This window comes from Streptococcus oralis (assembly GCF_003943415.1).
GTDB classification, from domain to species: domain Bacteria; phylum Bacillota; class Bacilli; order Lactobacillales; family Streptococcaceae; genus Streptococcus; species Streptococcus oralis_BJ.
Genome location: NZ_RJPK01000001.1, coordinates 137,532 through 155,354, shown reverse-complemented (window position 1 = coordinate 155,354; position 17,823 = coordinate 137,532). Strand labels below are relative to the sequence as shown.

At 38.6% G+C, this 17,823-nt stretch carries 16 protein-coding genes, 1 tRNA gene and 1 other RNA gene; 3 read left to right on the top strand and 15 right to left on the bottom strand.

Going from position 1 to position 17,823, the window contains the following annotated elements; translation table 11 throughout:
* Window positions 1–18 precede the first annotated feature (18 nt).
* The 4 genes from D8801_RS00705 to D8801_RS00690 all read right to left on the bottom strand — a co-directional run bounded on the left by D8801_RS00705 (window position 19) and on the right by D8801_RS00690 (window position 7,986).
* Complete coding sequence (locus D8801_RS00705; RefSeq protein ID WP_125847146.1) at window positions 19–3,978, bottom strand: YobI family P-loop NTPase; 3,960 nt, start codon at window positions 3,976–3,978, stop codon at window positions 19–21.
* A 410-nt stretch (window positions 3,979–4,388) separates the two neighbouring features.
* A complete protein-coding gene (locus D8801_RS00700; protein WP_125847144.1) occupies window positions 4,389–6,341 on the bottom strand; it encodes a PTS fructose transporter subunit IIABC in 1,953 nt (650 codons plus the stop codon).
* Complete coding sequence (pfkB, locus tag D8801_RS00695) at window positions 6,338–7,249, bottom strand: 1-phosphofructokinase (protein ID WP_125847142.1); 912 nt, start codon at window positions 7,247–7,249, stop codon at window positions 6,338–6,340. The genes D8801_RS00700 and pfkB overlap by 4 nt, the downstream gene beginning before the upstream one ends.
* Window positions 7,246–7,986, bottom strand: a complete 741-nt coding sequence (locus D8801_RS00690) for a DeoR/GlpR family DNA-binding transcription regulator (protein ID WP_125847140.1) — start codon at window positions 7,984–7,986, stop codon at window positions 7,246–7,248. The genes pfkB and D8801_RS00690 overlap by 4 nt, the downstream gene beginning before the upstream one ends.
* Before the next feature lie 161 nt (window positions 7,987–8,147).
* Between D8801_RS00690 and D8801_RS00685 the strand changes: the two genes are divergently transcribed.
* Window positions 8,148–8,235: transfer RNA gene (locus D8801_RS00685), tRNA-Ser, on the top strand.
* A 258-nt stretch (window positions 8,236–8,493) separates the two neighbouring features.
* On the opposite strand, the gene ssrA is transcribed toward D8801_RS00685, so the two are convergent.
* The 4 genes from ssrA to D8801_RS00665 all read right to left on the bottom strand — a co-directional run bounded on the left by ssrA (window position 8,494) and on the right by D8801_RS00665 (window position 11,709).
* Window positions 8,494–8,841: a transfer-messenger RNA gene (gene ssrA / locus D8801_RS00680) on the bottom strand.
* A gap of 60 nt (window positions 8,842–8,901) precedes the next feature.
* Window positions 8,902–9,537 carry an SGNH/GDSL hydrolase family protein gene (locus D8801_RS00675; RefSeq protein WP_125847138.1) on the bottom strand — a complete coding sequence of 212 codons (636 nt, stop codon included), beginning with the start codon at window positions 9,535–9,537 and terminating at the stop codon, window positions 8,902–8,904.
* A 1-nt stretch (window position 9,538) separates the two neighbouring features.
* Window positions 9,539–10,366 carry a Cof-type HAD-IIB family hydrolase gene (locus D8801_RS00670; protein WP_125847136.1) on the bottom strand — a complete coding sequence of 276 codons (828 nt, stop codon included), beginning with the start codon at window positions 10,364–10,366 and terminating at the stop codon, window positions 9,539–9,541.
* A 23-nt stretch (window positions 10,367–10,389) separates the two neighbouring features.
* Window positions 10,390–11,709, bottom strand: coding sequence for a CapA family protein (locus D8801_RS00665; protein ID WP_125847134.1), 1,320 nt, complete (start codon window positions 11,707–11,709; stop codon window positions 10,390–10,392).
* Window positions 11,710–11,863: 154 nt separating this feature from the next.
* Between D8801_RS00665 and def the strand changes: the two genes are divergently transcribed.
* Together def and rlmB are read left to right on the top strand one after the other, a co-directional pair.
* On the top strand, window positions 11,864–12,475 hold the full coding sequence (gene def, locus D8801_RS00660) for a peptide deformylase (RefSeq protein ID WP_125847132.1): 612 nt from the start codon (window positions 11,864–11,866) through the stop codon (window positions 12,473–12,475).
* Window positions 12,476–12,519: 44 nt separating this feature from the next.
* On the top strand, window positions 12,520–13,248 hold the full coding sequence (gene rlmB / locus D8801_RS00655) for a 23S rRNA (guanosine(2251)-2'-O)-methyltransferase RlmB (RefSeq protein WP_000855729.1): 729 nt from the start codon (window positions 12,520–12,522) through the stop codon (window positions 13,246–13,248).
* A gap of 144 nt (window positions 13,249–13,392) precedes the next feature.
* On the opposite strand, the gene trxB is transcribed toward rlmB, so the two are convergent.
* The 7 genes from trxB to D8801_RS00620 all read right to left on the bottom strand — a co-directional run bounded on the left by trxB (window position 13,393) and on the right by D8801_RS00620 (window position 17,747).
* The gene (gene trxB / locus D8801_RS00650; protein WP_125847130.1) at window positions 13,393–14,304 is read right to left on the bottom strand and encodes a thioredoxin-disulfide reductase; all 912 of its coding nucleotides are present in this window, start codon (window positions 14,302–14,304) and stop codon (window positions 13,393–13,395) included.
* A 65-nt stretch (window positions 14,305–14,369) separates the two neighbouring features.
* Window positions 14,370–14,594, bottom strand: a complete 225-nt coding sequence (locus D8801_RS00645; RefSeq protein WP_000926603.1) for a DUF4059 family protein — start codon at window positions 14,592–14,594, stop codon at window positions 14,370–14,372.
* A gap of 77 nt (window positions 14,595–14,671) precedes the next feature.
* A complete protein-coding gene (locus D8801_RS00640) occupies window positions 14,672–15,415 on the bottom strand; it encodes an amino acid ABC transporter ATP-binding protein (protein ID WP_009729972.1) in 744 nt (247 codons plus the stop codon).
* On the bottom strand, window positions 15,415–16,215 hold the full coding sequence (locus D8801_RS00635; protein WP_125847128.1) for an amino acid ABC transporter permease: 801 nt from the start codon (window positions 16,213–16,215) through the stop codon (window positions 15,415–15,417). Before D8801_RS00635 ends, D8801_RS00640 begins: the two co-directional genes overlap by 1 nt.
* Before the next feature lie 156 nt (window positions 16,216–16,371).
* Entirely contained in the window at window positions 16,372–16,728 is a 357-nt protein-coding gene (locus tag D8801_RS00630; RefSeq protein WP_125847126.1) for an arsenate reductase family protein, read from the bottom strand.
* Between the two features lie 12 nt (window positions 16,729–16,740).
* Window positions 16,741–17,256 (bottom strand): methylated-DNA--[protein]-cysteine S-methyltransferase, encoded by a 516-nt coding sequence (locus D8801_RS00625; RefSeq protein WP_125847124.1) that lies wholly within the window; start codon window positions 17,254–17,256, stop codon window positions 16,741–16,743.
* Window positions 17,253–17,747 carry a GNAT family N-acetyltransferase gene (locus D8801_RS00620; protein ID WP_125847122.1) on the bottom strand — a complete coding sequence of 165 codons (495 nt, stop codon included), beginning with the start codon at window positions 17,745–17,747 and terminating at the stop codon, window positions 17,253–17,255. The genes D8801_RS00625 and D8801_RS00620 overlap by 4 nt, the downstream gene beginning before the upstream one ends.
* Window positions 17,748–17,823 lie beyond the last annotated feature (76 nt).

Sequence of the window (17,823 nt, the reverse complement as noted above, 5' to 3'; positions counted from 1 at the left end):
GTCATTTGAATGTGATAACTATTGCTTTTCTTCTGCTTCATCACTATATTCAATCTGCTTCTTTCTAAATCCATAGAGCTTTAATACAGAATTTTCATGTTTTGATTTATTAGAAATCAACTTCCTTTTCTTTAAGTAGTCAAGAAGTTTTTCGTTAAATTCAGAATACGATACTTTCGCTTCCTGATTACCATTTCCACCATTACCTTCATTTTGATTTAATTTGTCAAAGGCAACTTTCCATTCATCATAGATATCTTTGGCAATTTCTTCCTTCAAAAATTTCATTATATCAGATAGTTCCAATAATTCTAAATAAGCACCTAGCAAAGTAAGCTTATCTACTTCTATTTGACTTCCCGAATCAGAAATTAATTTTTCAAAAAGTTCTTTCTTATGTTCAAGTAAAACATCATTCGCATTTAGGATAGATTTATACAATGGAACGCTAATTTCATTTTCATCTAATGCTATAAATTGTCTTATATATTTTTTAACTATTTTTTGTATTTTATTTTGGAGCGTCACATCTAACGAATCATAGCTATTTTGATTTATTAAATTGTCAAAGTCATACTCATCAAATTTATCATCTAAAAGCAATACTAATAATTCAACTACATATTTTTCATCTATGTCAGGTTTATTTAACGCTCCTCTCATTTCCTTATCATTTCGAACAACATTAGTAGCATTTAAATAATCTTCTATATTTATAAATATAAATTCTTCTAGGTGTACCAACTGTCTTTTACGAATAAACTCAAGATTTTCTTTATTGAATTCAATACGATTATTAACTATTAAATTCAATAAATCTTTGTCATCAATATCAGTATTATCAATTCTTTTAAAATAGAGTCCAAGCTGACTAAGTATTCTTTTTCGAATATTATCATTTAACGTTGAAGAACTAATAATATTTTCATTAAAATTATCTTGTAAGTCTTTATTCAATTTTGAGTAAATTTCTTTATCTAACTCAAAATTAGGATTCAGATTAATAAAATCAATCAAAAAATTATCAACTTCATTATTTTGAATAAAATAGTCTAAAACAATTTCAGTATTCACTTCTGCTTTTTTAGTCTGAACAAAACTTTTTACTAACTCTTTCTGATTTTCAATATTTAGCTTATTGAATTTTTCTCGAGTATAAGTGATATAAAAATCTGGAATACTAGAGATAATCTCTTCTGCTAATGTAACTTTCTTGATATTTTCATCATTACCTAGCTTTTCAGATTCATCATTTTCTAACTTTTCCTGAGGTACTTGATGATTAAATACAACATCGTTATTTAGAAACTGTTCAATATACTCAGGTTTATCACGCATCTCTCCCTCTGATAAAGTAACATACATTAAAATATACTTTAGGAATTCTTCATCAGAAGATTGACAATAATCTAGTAAAGGTTTTAATCCGTTTTGACTAGCCATGATTTCATAATTTTTATGTTTTACATCATATATTTTTGTACTCATATCAGAATACTGTTCCATGAAAAAGAGTACATTAGATTTGCAAATATCGTATAAGCCGTTCTTATAAATATAATTCAGCACATTTTCCTCATATCCTGAACTCACATAATGAAATTCCTTAATTTTAAAATTTATAGCCGATAAATTGAAATTAAACTTTTCAAAATCACAATAATTATCATGAAAAATATTAAGAAAAACCTCTTGTGTCATCTCTAGATATTTAGAAATCTGTCCTTTTGTTTCTTTTGTACAATCACTCAAATCAACTAAATTCATTAAAGATAATATCAATTTTCTTTTATCAACGTAAATAAAATCGCTATGTTCTTGGTTAATATATTCGTTGAAGAGATCCGAGTTATGATGTAGCCATTTTCTCAAAAATACCCTTATATCACGCTCTGAGAAAAACGATTTATTTTCAACATTTAATCTAAATAATTCGTTATAAAAGTCCAGTAAAAATTCCAAAATATTATCTTGGTAAAAGATTAATTTCAACTTCTCATTATGTTCATTTGAATATAACAGAAATCTAAATAAATCATAATTTAACACATTACTACTTTTATAATTTTTTAATTCTAAATAATTAAAGATTTCATCAAAATTTTTTAGAGAAATATTATGTTTATTCTGTCTGCCAGAAATTACATTTCTTAAATATTCTTTTTCTTCTACCGTTATAGTATTTTCATAGAAATGATTCAAATAATCTTGATAGCTCTCATCAATATAAGCATTTCTAATTAGGAAAGAAATTATTGAGAATTGAGGATTCTTTCTTATTTCTTTTGCAAAGTCACTTTTAAAATCATCAATATCTGTAGCATATTGGTAAACATCTGATAATCTATAACTATCTAGTTTCCCAAGCTCATCGTTTATTTTCTTAATCTCTTCTTTTAATTTTTCTATTATTTTTTTATTTTTAGTATTCTTTAAACGCTCTTGAAATTCTGGAGTATTCCTACTAGGAAATAAAGAATCAATATCCTCATTTCGCTTATATTGATTATACTCTGCATCATGATAACTATCAAAGGAATAAATTTCACTATCTCCTGCAATTAACTCTTTTATGTAATCATAACGTGTTGAAAAATCTTTTTCAAATTTTCCATTTACTTTAATTATTTTTCTTCCAGATGGTATTTTTAAGACAGTTCCATATAATTCAACTTCATCGTTTAAATGTTCTTCCTCAGCATTCTCTATCTTTCTCTCCAAAGCATTCTTCTTATTATTTAACTCCTCTCTAAGATTTTTTAATGCTGTTTCTTTTGAGTTCAACAATTCATATAAATATCCTTGATTTCTTTGTAAGAGTGAAAAATCTTTAGGGAAAATATTTTTATAGACTACCATTGCAAATAGTTTTTCATAATCTAGCTTTAAAGTATTTAATGTGTCTTTATAAGTAAGATACTCATTACAAATATTATTAATTAATCTCATATCATCGAGATACAAAGAAATATTAAATAAAAAAGTTTTATCTAAACTATCGTATTCCCACATTTCTGTTAGCAATTTTTTTAATATGTCATGGGAATTAGAAGCAGTTACTACAGGAACTACAGGGATAATAAAATCAAAAAACTTAGTTCTTTCTTGTGATTCAAACAAATCATCCTTTACAAGATAGAAAAATACTAGTTTACGTTTGTTATTTGCCTTTCGATTTCTATTGATAACTATATTTAATTCCTTCAATTTTTCAAAAATTCTAGAATCATTAAAACGTTCAATATCTTCAAATACTATAACATCTGCTCCTGATTGCTTGAATAGATAAAGGACATCGTCTAAGTATCGATCAAAATAGGATACTTTAGAATTATCATTTGAAAAAATTTCGATATCAGTTTCAATTTTTTCTGCTTTTAAGGATAGTTTTTTGATAAAACCAAAATCTTTTTGTAGCTTCAGTAAAAAATAAAATCCATATACAATTAAAACAAATAAAATTACTAGTATAAGAAGGGAAATAATAGGTTTCGTAGTCCAAGATAACCAAGAAAAATCCTGAATCAATCCATTCCATGAAGAAATATTTAGTAAGTATAAGGATAATAATAATACTAAACCTACATAGACCGAAATATTAAAAGGTTTAATCTGCGATTCTGCATCAAGAGTTTTAAAAATTGATTTTCTTATTTGATTAGGATTAATTTGATGAAGTAATTGATTGATTATCTTTCCTTCTATGGTATTAATTTGACGATTATTTAGCCCATTTTTTTCACTACCTATTGTTTCATCATACTGCCCTAAAGATATATGGAGGAATGTTTTATCAGTATATTTCCTCTCAAAGCTCTCAACAACACTACTTTTCCCCGCTCCATAATTCCCAGTAATAGCTACGTTGGTTACTTCCGAATTTTTGTCAATCGCAAACTGAAGTGCTTCTAGTGTTACTGGCTTTATTTCAACATCTTTATTTGAAGTAAGTGCTCGAAATTGATATTCTTTTTCCATTAATTTATCTCTCCCTCTAATAATTCTTTAACTATTATTATATCAATTATTTATTTAGATATAAAGCTTTTAGTTATTCCTCGTCTCCTACCTAAATCAGCTATAAAATTGGTTCATTTAGAATCGGGAAAATTCTCCTCCACCATGCTGACATAGGTCGCTTGTAACTCTTCATTTAGAATACTTTGACTACGGAACTTTTCATTCTCTGATTTCTTCTCTAGAATCATTCAAGATACTTTTCACCTCCATGGTATTTATACAAACTTTAGCATTCTATTATTTAGATGAAGAATGAAATTCTCTACGATCTACTTCTATATCATTTTAAAGTCCAGTCTCCCTCACTCCATTATCAAAAAATGACCACCCACTTCCGTGTTTAGTCATTTTGGTATATGAATTCTTTTTTATGCTTGTGGTTTGCGTAGGTAACCATAAACCACACCACTTACAATTGCACCAACCAAGACAAAGGCAAGGTAAAGAAGGGCATTTGAAGTAAGGGCGATAACGAAGATTCCTCCGTGTGGCGCCATGAGTTTGATACCAGCAAGACCAACGAGTCCGCCTGCCACCGCAGAACCAAGGATGAAGCTTGGGATCGCACGAGCTGGGTCAGCAGCACCAAATGGAATTGCTCCCTCGGTGATAAATGACAAGCCCATGATGATGTTTGTCAAACCAGAGTTACGTTCTTCTTTGGTAAATTTATCTTTAAAGAGAAGAGTTGCAACAAAGATGGCAAGCGGTGGCACCATTCCTCCAGCCATAACTGCTGCCATGGCTACAGAACCACCTGAAGAAACAGTCGCTGCAAGCGTACCTGTACCAAAGACATAAGCTGCTTTGTTAACTGGTCCACCCATGTCAACAGCCATCATTCCACCAAGAACGATACCAAGAAGGACAGCTGAACCTCCTCCAAGACCGCCTAGGAAGTCATTCATAGCAGTGTTGATTGCTGCCATTGGAATGTTAACAGCCAACATAACAAATCCTGTCAAGATTGTTCCAAGAAGTGGCAAGAGAAGGATTGATTTAGCACCTTCAAGTGAACGAGGAACTTTAACGTATTTCTTGATAGCAAGAACTAAAGCACCTGCGATAAATCCACCAACAAGGGCACCTAGGAAACCAGATGAGACACCTGCAAGAGTTGAAGTTGCTTCACCACCTGCAGCATAAGGGATTTTACCAAAGGCAAAACCTTCTTTGGCAATAGCACCTGCCACGAAACCTGCTACCAAACCTGGTTTTTCAGCGATAGAGTAGGCTACATAACCTGCAAAGACTGGGAGCATCAAGCCAAAGGCAGCGCCACCAATTTTCATGAACATAGAAGCTAGTTCATGGTAGGATCCGAGATTGCCAAGATTTTCATTTGGAACACCCAAAGCTCCGTCGATCAAGAAAGCAAGGGCAATCATGATACCACCACCGATAACGAATGGCAACATTTGTGATACACCACTCATCAAGTGTTTGTAGAAGGCACCACCAAGGCTTTGTTTTTCATTAGATGCTGTTGCAGCTTTGGCCCCATTAGCAGCACGATAAACTTCAGCATCTCCTGAAAGAGCCAAGTTAATCAACTCTTCTGTCTTACGGATACCGTCTGCAACTGGACGATTGATCAATGGTTTTCCATCGAAACGATCCATCTCAACTGCCTTGTCTGCAGCGATGATAACAGCTTTGGCCTTACGGATGTCCTCTGCTGTCAGTTGATTTCCAACACCGCTGGCACCATTAGTCTCAACCTTGATGCCAACACCCATTTCAGCAGCTACTTTTTGAAGGGCCTCTTGGGCCATATAAGTGTGGGCGATACCTGTTGTACAAGCTGTAACAGCTACGATAAAGTCACCAGATTCATTGGCAGGTGCTTGGACAGGTTCCTCAGCTTTTTCTGAAACTTGGTCAAAAAGCTCGATGACTTGGTCAGCAGATGTTACTTGACGAAGTTTATCAGCAAAGCCATCTTTCATCAAGTATTGAGACAATTCTGCCAAGGCTGCTAAGTGAGTATCATTGGCACCTTCTGGAGCCGCAATCATGAAGAAAAGGTCTGTTGGTTGCCCATCCAAGCTCTCATAGTCAACACCCTTGTTTGACTTAGCAAAGAGAACTGTCGCTTCTTTGACAGCAGAGTTTTTACTGTGAGGCATAGCGATTCCATCACCCAAACCAGTAGAAGTTAGAGCTTCACGCGCCAAGATTCCTTCTTTGAATGTTTCAAAATCCGTCACATAACCGTGATCTACCAGGCTTTTAATCATCTCTTCAATGACAGCTGTTTTTTCAGTTGCCTGCAAATCCAGCAACATGACGTCTTTTCTCAATAGGTCTTGAATTTTCATCGTTTTTCTACCTCAACTTTTTCATATGTTTCTTTAATAAATTCCGCAGTTGCCAAGTCATCCGAGAAGGTAGTTGCCGTTCCGCAAGCCACTCCCCATTTGAAAGCTTCTACTGCATCTTTTGATTTGACAAATTCACCTGTAAACCCAGCAACCATAGAGTCACCAGCACCAACTGAATTTTTGACTGTTCCCTTGATAGGTTTTGCGAAGTAAGCTCCCTCAGATGTGACAAGAAGAGCACCGTCCCCAGCCATAGAGATGATGACATGTTGAGCACCCTTAGCTAGTAACTCACGTGCGTACTTCTCAATCTCATCTAAACTTTCGAGTTTCACTCCAAAGATAGCTCCAAGTTCGTGATTGTTTGGTTTAACCAAAAGTGGCTGGTAGTCCAAACTATCAATCAATGTCTGTCCTTCAAAGTCACAAACCACTTGCGCACCAGTCTTGCGTGTCAAGGCAATCAAATCCTTGTAGATGACATTTCCTAGATTTTTAGCACTCGAACCCGCAAATACAACCGTATCTTCTGCTGTCAGACTTGAAAGAATGGCTTTTAACTCTTCAAGTTGTTCGGGCTCAACATTTGGACCAGTCCCATTGATTTCTGTTTCTTGGTCTGCTTTAATCTTGACATTGATACGAGTATCTTCTGCTACTTGGACAAAACGTGTCTCGATTTCTTCCTCTGCAAGGGTATCTGTGATAAATTTACCAGTAAAGCCTCCGATAAATCCAGTTGCTGTATTGGGAATATCTAAACGTTTCAAGACACGACTGACATTGATTCCTTTCCCACCAGCAAACTTATCATCACTGTCCATACGATTGACACTTCCAACTTGAACTTGGTCCAAGCGAACGATATAGTCAATAGACGGATTGAGTGTGACTGTATAAATCATACCTCTATTACCTCCGTTTTCTCCTTAATAGCCTGCAAGAGCTCATGTCCTTGACTTGTGATAACAATGGCTCGTTTAAGTGGTGCTACCTTGGCAAAGCAAGTTTGCCCAATTTTTGACGAATCAACCAAGACATAGGTTTGTTTGGCATTCTCCAAAATAGCACGTTTCACAGCTCCCTCCTCCATATCTGGAGTCGTATAATAACCATCGTCAACACCATTCATCCCGATAAAGGCACGGTCAAAGTGCAATTGATTGATTTGGTTAAGAGCAACTCCACCGATACATGCATCTGTTGCCATCTTGACACTTCCTCCAACCATGACAGTTGGAATCTGTTTTTCAACCAACTGAACCGCATGATGAATGGAGTTGGTCACAACGGTGATATTCTTATTGGTCAATTCCTTGATTAGAAAAGCTGTTGTCGTTCCAGCATCGATAAAGATAACATCTTTTTCCTTGATAAGAGAGGCTGCTTTCTGAGCAAGTAACTTCTTCTCTTGAAGGTTTTTGACAGATTTTTCTTGAATGGTTTCTTCTTCCTGCAAGGAGTGAGGTAATTCTGCTCCACCATGCACACGGCGAAGCTTGTTTTCCGCCTCCAACTCATCCAAATCTCTTCGAACCGTTGATTCTGAAGTTTCTAATAGACTAACCAATTTTTCAAGAGAAACTACATGATGTTGATTTAACTCCTCTAAAATCAGTTGCTTTCGCTCAGTTTTTAACACTAAATCACCTCCTGTTATCGTTTACACTATTCATTCTAGCACAATTCCTGGCAAAGTCAAGCATTATTTGTCATTTTCTTTCAAATTCTATCATTTTTCTTATTTCCAAAATTTTTATTGCAAGATAAGTGGCTTTATGGTAGACTATTTGAGTAAGTATTGGAAGATTACTCAAGAGGCTTAAGAGGCCGTGTTGGAAACGCGGTAGGCGTGTAACAGCGTGCGTGGGTTCGAATCCCATGTCTTCCGTAGAAAAATAAAAACTGCAACTCAATGCAGTTTTTTTATCGCAAGCATTTAAAAATCAAATAATACAAACACTATATGATTTCATAAAACAAAAGGATATAGATTTCTAGGATACGACAGACCTTCTTCAAAAAGAGGGTCTGTTTTAGGGTCTGCCTTTTTTGAAAAAGAATACCAAGGAATACCAAAGACAAAAATAAAAAACGTTGATTTAACAACGTTTTGTTTTACCAAAGAATGCGAAAGAATGCAAAGGAATAATGGAGCCGGTGGGAGTCGAACCCACGTCCAAACACCTGCCAACATATTTGTCTACAACCATAGGTTATGTATTGTTTTAACAGTCCCTCGACACATAACTCAAGCCTAGAAACTGCGAGTCTATTAATCTCTTATCAAGTCGCTAGACAAGACTTAATCGTATCTCGCTAATCATAAGACCTGTCATTGAACACGAGCAATCCAAATCAGGTCACGCCTGCTGGTTTTTAGGCAGCTAAAGCGTAAGAAGTGTTATTTTTTGCAGTTATATTTAACTGAGCGTTTACGTCGCCACACGGGTTGCAAAATATGCCTCATAATGCCTGTCGAATCCGTAACGACCCCAAAAGACAATAAAACCATTATACCTTATCTAAATCAAAAATGCAAAATTAAGTCGATTCTTTAGAAAAGATATGTTTTCAAGGCTTCTGATAAGGCTTGATAACCCGCTACGCTTAGATGGAGACCATCCGTTGTATAGGATGATTGAAGCTGTCCTTCTGAATCTGTCAAACTATCATAAATTGGTAGAAAATCTGCTTGCACATAGGCGGAGGCTAGAGCCTCATAGGCTTGATTCCACTCCCTAATCTTTTCATTAGTTCGGATATAAACAGTCTGCTTGTATTTCTCTCCCTCATTGACCGGCAAAATGGAAAGGAGCTTTATTTGTGACAGCGGATAATCTCGGGCAATTGATTGGATAACTCGCTCAAGATTATCCAAGGCTTCATTCATAGGGACATCTTTTCCGATATCATTTGTCCCAATTAAGAGAACAATTTGATCGACAGTGTCACCATAAAGATGGGCGTCAAGATTGTCTAGTAGAAGCCCCGTTTGGTAACCTCGGATGCCTCGATTAATAGTCGTCTTTGCAGTCCCGAGTAACTCTTGCAGAGGGTAGTATTCTACAATCGAATCGCCGATAAAAATCATATCTGGCTCTAGAACAGAAACTTGATTCAATTCACGATACTTGGTTTGAATTTTTTCCTGCTCCTTTAAGAGCCAATTCTCTAATAACTGTACTGCCACCTTATCCCTCTTTCTCTAACCAATTTTCTAGAACCTGATAAACACCCGCCTGGCTGTTAGCTGGTGCTAGAGCAGTCGCAACTACCTTGGCCTCATCATCTGCATTTTCCATAGCATAGGCAATTCCAGCCAGTTCTAGCATTTCAACATCGTTTTCACTATCACCAAAAGCCATGATTTGTTCCGATGTCAAATCCCAGCGCTTGAGTAATTCTTCCAATCCCCATGCTTTATGAATCCCGGCTTGGAGGATGTCAATGCAACCATAACCGCTGGAAACAGCTCTTACACGCCCATCAAAGAGGTCATTAATTTCCTGCAAAACAGAACTCGATCGTTCCTCACCAACGACCATGCTCATCTTTAGGACTCCTCCAAAGAGGTCTGAGTTTAGCTCATCCACAAAATTGGTCCTTTGGTAAAGTTTTTCAATCATCTCAGGAGTCATAAATTTATTAAGTTCTGTAAAAACAGTTCCTTTCTTGACAAAACTCCCATTCATACTAGTGACGACGAACTGATCTCGACACTCCCTCCCTTTAAAATGAAGGAGAGCCTTGTCAACCATAGCGTCATCCCAGGTCTGAGCCTGAACCAGTTTATTGTTTTCAAAAATACGAGCACCATTGGCAACGACTAGGACAACTCTACTTGCCAAGTGTCCCAACAATTCTCTCATACGATGAATTTCATTCCCCGTCGCAATGACAAAACGGATATCCCTTTGATCCAGCTTATCTAAAATCTTTTCCAAGCGGGGCAGATCCAGCTGCCCTCTCGGATCTAGCAAGGTTCCATCCATGTCTGTTGCAATTAATTTAATCGTCATCATATCTCCTTTAGGGCAAGCGTCTACCACTTCAACCCTACATGTTCATTCATTTCTTTATAGGCCGTGTCAATTCGTTCCTTGGTCGCTTCATCCAACTTATCACGGTGGCTGCCTCCCTCGATGAAGTCTTCTAGGATATAGGTCTGATAGAGGAAGAGCGGATAGCCTTCTGGAGAGTATGTTCCTTTAGGCGTCCGATTGACCCAAGTCGGATGCGCTTTGGCCGTTTCAATCCTTGTCTTGCCATCTTTTTTCTTAATAGTCACATCCATGAGAACACCGCGCTCCGTCCACTTGGCATTTTCCTCATCTTGCATGGTTTCAATGCGCTGATTTGAGAGGAAATTCCCCATGGAGTAGATGATCAGTTTTTTGTCACCATCTTTTTCAACTGTTTCAGCAGGTTCAACGACGTGAGGATGCCCTCCAAAGATAATATCAGCTCCCCAGTCAATCATCTTGTGGTACAGTGTTTTTTGTTCTTCCGTTGGTTCTAGCTGGTACTCAATTCCCATCTGAGGCATGATGACAGTAATATCCGCTTCCTTCTCTGCGCGTTCAATTTCTGCCTTCATCTTATCTTCATTCAGATCAGAAAGATAGCGATTATAGTCCTCTTGTGAGATATACTGCTCAATGCCATTAAAACCGTAAGAATAGGCCAGGAGAGCCACCTTGATTCCATTGACTTCCTTGATGATTATAGGGGCTTGGTCACGGGATTCATGTGTGTAGACTCCGATGGGTGTCATTCCAGCCTTTTCAATAGCTTGAGCCGTTGAAACTACTCCCTCAATTTGAGAATCCAAAATATGATTATGAGCCAAGTCTAGAACTTGGTAGCCTGCATCCTTGATAGCATCCATCACCTCACCAGGTGCATTAAAAAGAGGATAACCTGCCAAGTAGTGGTCCTTGTTCACAGTTCCTTCAAAGTCGCCAATCACCAAATCCGCTTGCTTGAGCCAAGGTTTGACATATTCAAAATTTTCGTGGAAATCATAGGTCCCGTCCTCTTTCAGAGCTGTTCGGTAGATAGGAATATGGTAGAGAAGGTCACCATTTGCCATGATACGCGCCGTCGTTTCACCAGACTGATTTTCTTTGGATTGATCAGACATCTTAGCAGAATCAAGAGTTTGGCTACTAGGACTTGTTCCCTTGTTTCCTTGTACTGCTCGAACCAACAAGTTCAGCCCCATGGACAAGGCAACTGCAAGCAACAAAACAGCAATAAACTGGGCATTGGTCCAAGATTTATAATTCCTAAAGAAACCAATACTACTCTTCAACAATCCATAAAGAGAACCACGAGACCGTCTATCTTGTCGCTTTTCCATTCTTATCCCCCTTTGCTTTTACTGCAAGTCTTTTCTTTTATTATACCACAGACAAAAGGGTATTACAGTTTATTATATTATTTTTTAGCAACTTCTGCGACTTTCTTTCTCGTCTATTTTGTGTTATCATGTAGAGGTAATGAAAGGAGAGAAAATGTCTGCTATAGAACGTATTACAAAAGCTGCTCATTTGATTGATATGAAAGATATTATCCGTGAGGGAAATCCAACTTTACGCGCGGTTGCTGAGGAGGTCACTTTCCCCTTGTCTGATCAGGATATCATCCTTGGTGAAAAAATGATGCAATTCCTCAAACATTCTCAGGATCCTGTTATGGCTGAGAAAATGGGCTTGCGTGGTGGTGTTGGACTTGCTGCTCCCCAGCTGGATATCTCAAAACGTATTATTGCCGTCTTGGTCCCAAATATTGTAGAAGAAGGTGAAACTCCACAGGAAGCCTACGATTTACAAGCCATTATGTACAATCCAAAAATCGTATCCCACTCTGTTCAGGACGCTGCTCTTGGCGAAGGAGAAGGTTGCCTATCTGTTGACCGTAACGTACCAGGCTATGTTGTCCGCCATGCCCGCGTCACTGTTGATTACTTTGACAAGGACGGCGAAAAACACCGCATCAAGCTCAAAGGTTACAACTCCATCGTTGTCCAACATGAAATTGACCACCTAAACGGAATCATGTTTTACGATCGTATCAATGAGAAAGATCCATTTGCAGTTAAAGATGGACTCCTCATCCTCGAATAAAGAAAATCCCGTTTCAAGACGAGGTTTTGTGTTATAATAGAGGCATGAAAACAAATGATATTGTCTATGGCGTCCACGCCGTTACCGAAGCCCTCCTTGCAAATACAGGAAACAAACTCTACCTCCAAGAAGATCTCAGAGGCAAGAATGTTGAGAAAGTCAAGGAACTTGCTGCTGAGAAAAAGGTCTCCATCTCTTGGACTTCAAAAAAATCCCTCTCTGAAATGACCGAAGGCGCTGTCCATCAAGGATTTGTCCTTCGAGTTTCCGAATTTGCCTATAGCGAGCTAGATCACATTCTTGCCAAAACGCGTCAAGAAGAAAATCCTTTGCTATTGATTCTGGACGGATTAACTGACCCCCATAATCTGGGTTCTATCTTGAGAACTGCTGACGCTACCAATGTTTCAGGTGTCATCATTCCCAAGCACCGTGCTGTCGGTGTAACTCCAGTCGTTGCCAAAACGGCTACTGGGGCTATTGAGCATGTACCGATTGCCCGAGTGACCAACCTCAGTCAAACCCTAGATAAACTCAAGGACGAAGGTTTCTGGACCTTCGGAACGGATATGAACGGTACCCCTTGCCACAAGTGGAATACAAAAGGGAAAATTGCCCTCATCATCGGAAATGAAGGAAAAGGCATCTCTAGTAACATCAAAAAACAAGTTGATGAGATGATTACCATTCCGATGAATGGGCATGTTCAAAGCCTCAATGCCAGTGTTGCTGCAGCCATTCTCATGTACGAAGTTTTCCGAAACCGACTATAAAAAAGTTTCCAATCATTTGATTGGAAACTTTTTTATGATTATACTCAATGAAAATCAAAGAGCAAACTAGGAAGCTAGCTGTAGACAGTACTTGAGTACGGCAAGGCGAAGCTGACGTGGTTTGAATTTGATTTTCGAAGTGTATTAACTATGTTCTGTAATAAATTTGTAAGCTTCTTGACCAGCGATAGCCCCATCTCCAACTGCTGTTGTGACTTGGCGAAGGTCTTTCTGGCGAACATCCCCAACCGCAAAGATACCGTCAACAGCAGTCTTCATGTGATTGTCTGTCACAATCCAGCCTGCCTGGTCTTGGATATTCAATTCTTTAACAAAATCGCTAACAGGGTCCAAACCAACATAGATAAAGACACCACCGAAGGCTTGCTCTGTTACTTGACCTGTTTTCACATTTTCAAATACGACAGATTCTACTCGGTTTTCACCTTTAATTTCCTTGACTACAGAGTCCCAGATAAAGTTGACTTTCTCATTTGCAAAGGCACGGTCTTGCAAAACTTTTTGAGCACGAAGTTCATCTCGACGGTGAACAATAGTAACAGTCTTTGCAAAGCGAGTCAAGAAGAGAGCTTCTTCTACCGCAGAATCTCCTCCACCAACTACGAGCAAGTCTTGATCACGGAAGAAAGCACCATCACATACGGCACAGTAAGAAACGCCTCGGCTATTTAGTTCTTCTTCTCCAGGAACACCCAAAAGACGGTGTTTAGACCCAGTTGCCACGATGACAGTACGGGTTTCATAAACTTGGTCATCAGTGATGACCTTCTTATAGTCGGCATGATCTTCAATCTTTTCAACAAATCCATAAAGGTACTCTACTCCAAGATTTTCAAGAGGTTCAAACATCTTTTCAGCCAATTCAGGTCCACTGATGTTGGCATAACCTGGATAGTTTTCAATATCAGATGTGTTATTCATTTGCCCGCCTGGCAGACCACCTTCAATCAAAGCCACTTTCAGATTGCTTCGAGCAGCATATAAGGCAGCTGTCATTCCCGCAGGTCCAGCACCGATAATAATCGTATCGTACATTTCGATTCCTTCTTTCTTGTTGTAACTATCTTTATTCTAACTCATTCTTGCTAGTCACGCAAGGATTATGCCTTGAAAACCAAGAGCAAACTCATGACGGCAAAGGATAACACCGGAACAACCAAAACCCCAATCATGATCATATCATAGAGATGGGCTTGTCGCGCCTTGGCTGTCTTGTCCACACCAGACATAGCTCGCAATCCAATCCAAATCCCTAAAAAAATCACGACGAGAATGGTCGTTAAGATCAAACTCTCGAAATATAAAGAAAATAGTTGCAGCAGCATGATCTCTCTCGTTTCTATCTTTTTTAAAGAGTAAACTCAGCTAGTCCACCTAACTGAGTTTTCCTTTTACTATTATATCAAATATAAGTCCGTTTGTAACTAGCGAAGAATTCTTTTGTCCGTTCTTCTTTCGGATGATTGATGATTTCATCCGGTGTACCTGACTCGATGATTTTCCCTTTATCTAGGAATAAAACCTTGTCTGCCACTTGGGCTACAAAAGACATATCGTGACTAACCAAGATCATGGTCTGACCAGACTTGGCAGCGTCTGCAATAGACTTTTCTACTTCACCGACCAACTCTGGGTCAAGGGCTGAAGTAGGCTCGTCCAAGAGCAAGACATCTGGTTTCATAGCAAGCGCACGCGCGAGGGCAACCCGTTGCTTTTGTCCACCTGATAAATGGCGAGGATAATGGTTTTCACGGTCAGAAAGACCAACCTTGGCCAACTCTTCCTTAGCGATTTTTGTTGCCTCCTCGTCCGATAATTTTTTAACGACAACCAAACCTTCCTTGACATTGTCAAGGGCTGTTCGGCGTTCAAACAAATTAAACTGTTGGAAAACCATGGATAACTTGCGACGAAGGGTTAGAATCTCTTCTTGGCTAATCTGAGAAAAATCAACTTTAAAATTGTCAATCTGAATCGTTCCACTATCTGGAGTTTCAAGGTAGTTCAAACTACGAAGAAAGGTTGATTTCCCAGCTCCAGATGAACCAATCAAGGCTACGACTTCCCCTTTTTGGATATCCAAGTCCAGATGATCCAAGACAGTCTGGCCTGAAAAGGATTTACTTAAATTCGAAATCTTAATCATTAACGAAGGTCCCCTTTCACATCTGTTTGCACTGTATCGGGTGCAGAAATAGCCATTTTCTTCTCGATAAAGCGACCTAGGCTCTCAATTCCGATATTGACTACCCAATAAACAAGGGCTACGGAGATAAAGCGCTCAAAGTAACGATAATCTGCTCCACCCAAAATCTGAGCTTGAGCAAAAACTTCGACAACACCCGCACTAAAGGCTAGAGAAGTTCCCTTGGTCAAACCGATAAGGGAATTAATCAAGGTTGGAGTCGCCACAACGGCCGCATTTGGAATAATCACGCGACGGTAAACTTGAGCTCGCGTCATACCCAAACTGCGTGCCGCCTCAATTTCACCTGGATTAACAGAAAGGATGGCCGCACGAATCGTTTCACTTGCATAAGCTGCCTCATTAAAAGCAAAGGCTACAATCGCAAAAAGCGCTGCTGGAATCGCATTGATATTGAAACCAGTTCCCCATTGCTGGTTGATAGCTTTCAGTGCCAAAGGTATTCCGTAGTAGGTCAACATAAGTTGAACTAGGATTGGGGTACCTTTTAAGAAGCTGACGAAAAAGGCCTGCAAGGGATATAGAATTTTAACACGATTGATTTTAACAATGGCGAAAACCAAGGCCAGCACCAAGCCAAAAATCGCACCTCCAAGCGTCAACATCAAGGTTGTAGGCAGTTGTTGGACAATCCTTGGAATTCCATCAAAGACCGAACGCAAACTAAAGAGCTTACCATCCGGAATGAGTTGCATCAAACTTTGGTACCAATCTGATGCTAAAAATGTTGTAACAGTCATAAAAACATCCTCTCCTGATAATGATTCATTCTATCATACTTCTGCTCGCAAGCAAATTATTTGCTACGGGCTGATCAGACTTTGTCTATCTTCTAGTTTATCACACTTTAAAACAGGGAGGCTATATATTTTACCTATCAAGGAGATAGATAAAAACTATCTCAAACCTAAGTCCTCATAGCTTTTTCTATAGCCAATTTGTTTAACAGCACCATTCTCCACCAGAATTGGACGTTTCAATAACATGCCATCACTGGCTAGAAGCTTGGCTGCTTCTTGTTTTGACAAACTTCCCACCTTATCTTTTAGACCCAGTTCGCGGTATTTGATCCCGCTGGTATTGAAAAATTGTTTCACTTCAAAACCGGAAGTTTCCAACCAGTTCAAAATCACGTCTTCACTTGGGGTTTCTTCTACGATGTGGACATCTTGGTATTCCAGTCCAAGTTGATCCAATTCATTTTTTGCTTTCTTACAAGTTGAACATTTTGGGTATTCGATAAATTCTAACATCTTCTTTTCTTTCTATTTTTTATTTTCTTGAAATGTTGCACCTTCATGTTGCAAGAGCCAGGCTTTCTTTTCGACTCCAGATGCATAGCCTGTCAAGCGATTGCCTGACCCTAGCACACGATGACAGGGTACGAGGATGGACCAAGGATTACGCCCCACTGCTCCGCCAATCGCTTGGGCAGAAGCCACTTGCAGGTCTTGCGCTATTTGTCCGTAAGTTATTGTTTGACCATAAGGAATGGCCTGTAAATAAGTCCAGACTCGCTTTTCAAAATCCGTTCCAATAGGAGCCAAAGGTAAGTCTGATAGGTCCTGAACACTGCCTTCGAAATAGGTATCTAAATAGGAAATAACTTGCTCTAATACAGGATGGCTATCAACTTCTTCTATCGTTTCGTCTCCTAATCCCCTCTCAAAATGAGTTTGGTTCTGTACCCAAATGCCATACAGATATTGCTCGTCAGCAACTAAGGATAAGGTTCCAATTGGCGACGGGTAGAGCATCTTTGCGTACTTTTTCTGCTTCATTTTTTTAATTTCTGATAGGCCAAACGTTCCCCATCAACTGGAACCTTTCCGACCCGTTGGAAGCCTAGCTTTTCAAAGATATGCTGCATGGCCTTGTTTTCTGCATGCGTATCTGAACGAAAATCTAGATAATCAAAACCTTCAATCAAGCCTTCTAAGAAAGTCTGAGCAACACCTTGTCCTTGGACATCTGCTGCCACAGCGATACGGTGAAAGACCAGATATTCTGATTCTCCCCCCTGCCAACTTCCTTCATAAATAGCTTCATAGGCTTCCTCTGGACTCTTGGTCACAGCAGCATAGGCTAACAGTTCTCCCTCTTCCAAGGCCACATAAGCTTGACCAGAGATGATATCATCAATAATGATGTCGGCATTTGGATAGCCATTTTGCCACTGGTCACTACCAGACTTGGCTAAGCACTTTTTGGCATCCTCTATCACCTGCATAATCGCATCTACTTCGTTTGGAAAAGCTAAACGAATCTCCATCTTTTCCCCTCATTTCTAACTGTTTTCTCTCATCATAGCATAATTTAAAGCTTTCTACAAGCAGTTGAAACTTGAC

Coding starts and splice junctions, on each gene's coding strand:
- D8801_RS00705 (WP_125847146.1), bottom strand. CDS start 3,978: ATGGAAAAAGAATATCAATTTCGAGCACTTACTTCAAATAAAGATGTT.
- D8801_RS00700 (WP_125847144.1), bottom strand. CDS start 6,341: ATGAAAATTCAAGACCTATTGAGAAAAGACGTCATGTTGCTGGATTTG.
- pfkB (WP_125847142.1), bottom strand. CDS start 7,249: ATGATTTATACAGTCACACTCAATCCGTCTATTGACTATATCGTTCGC.
- D8801_RS00670 (WP_125847136.1), bottom strand. CDS start 10,366: ATGACGATTAAATTAATTGCAACAGACATGGATGGAACCTTGCTAGAT.
- D8801_RS00665 (WP_125847134.1), bottom strand. CDS start 11,709: ATGGAAAAGCGACAAGATAGACGGTCTCGTGGTTCTCTTTATGGATTG.
- def (WP_125847132.1), top strand. CDS start 11,864: ATGTCTGCTATAGAACGTATTACAAAAGCTGCTCATTTGATTGATATG.
- rlmB (WP_000855729.1), top strand. CDS start 12,520: ATGAAAACAAATGATATTGTCTATGGCGTCCACGCCGTTACCGAAGCC.
- trxB (WP_125847130.1), bottom strand. CDS start 14,304: ATGTACGATACGATTATTATCGGTGCTGGACCTGCGGGAATGACAGCT.
- D8801_RS00645 (WP_000926603.1), bottom strand. CDS start 14,594: ATGCTGCTGCAACTATTTTCTTTATATTTCGAGAGTTTGATCTTAACG.
- D8801_RS00640 (WP_009729972.1), bottom strand. CDS start 15,415: ATGATTAAGATTTCGAATTTAAGTAAATCCTTTTCAGGCCAGACTGTC.
- D8801_RS00635 (WP_125847128.1), bottom strand. CDS start 16,215: ATGACTGTTACAACATTTTTAGCATCAGATTGGTACCAAAGTTTGATG.
- D8801_RS00630 (WP_125847126.1), bottom strand. CDS start 16,728: ATGTTAGAATTTATCGAATACCCAAAATGTTCAACTTGTAAGAAAGCA.
- D8801_RS00625 (WP_125847124.1), bottom strand. CDS start 17,256: ATGAAGCAGAAAAAGTACGCAAAGATGCTCTACCCGTCGCCAATTGGA.
- D8801_RS00620 (WP_125847122.1), bottom strand. CDS start 17,747: ATGGAGATTCGTTTAGCTTTTCCAAACGAAGTAGATGCGATTATGCAG.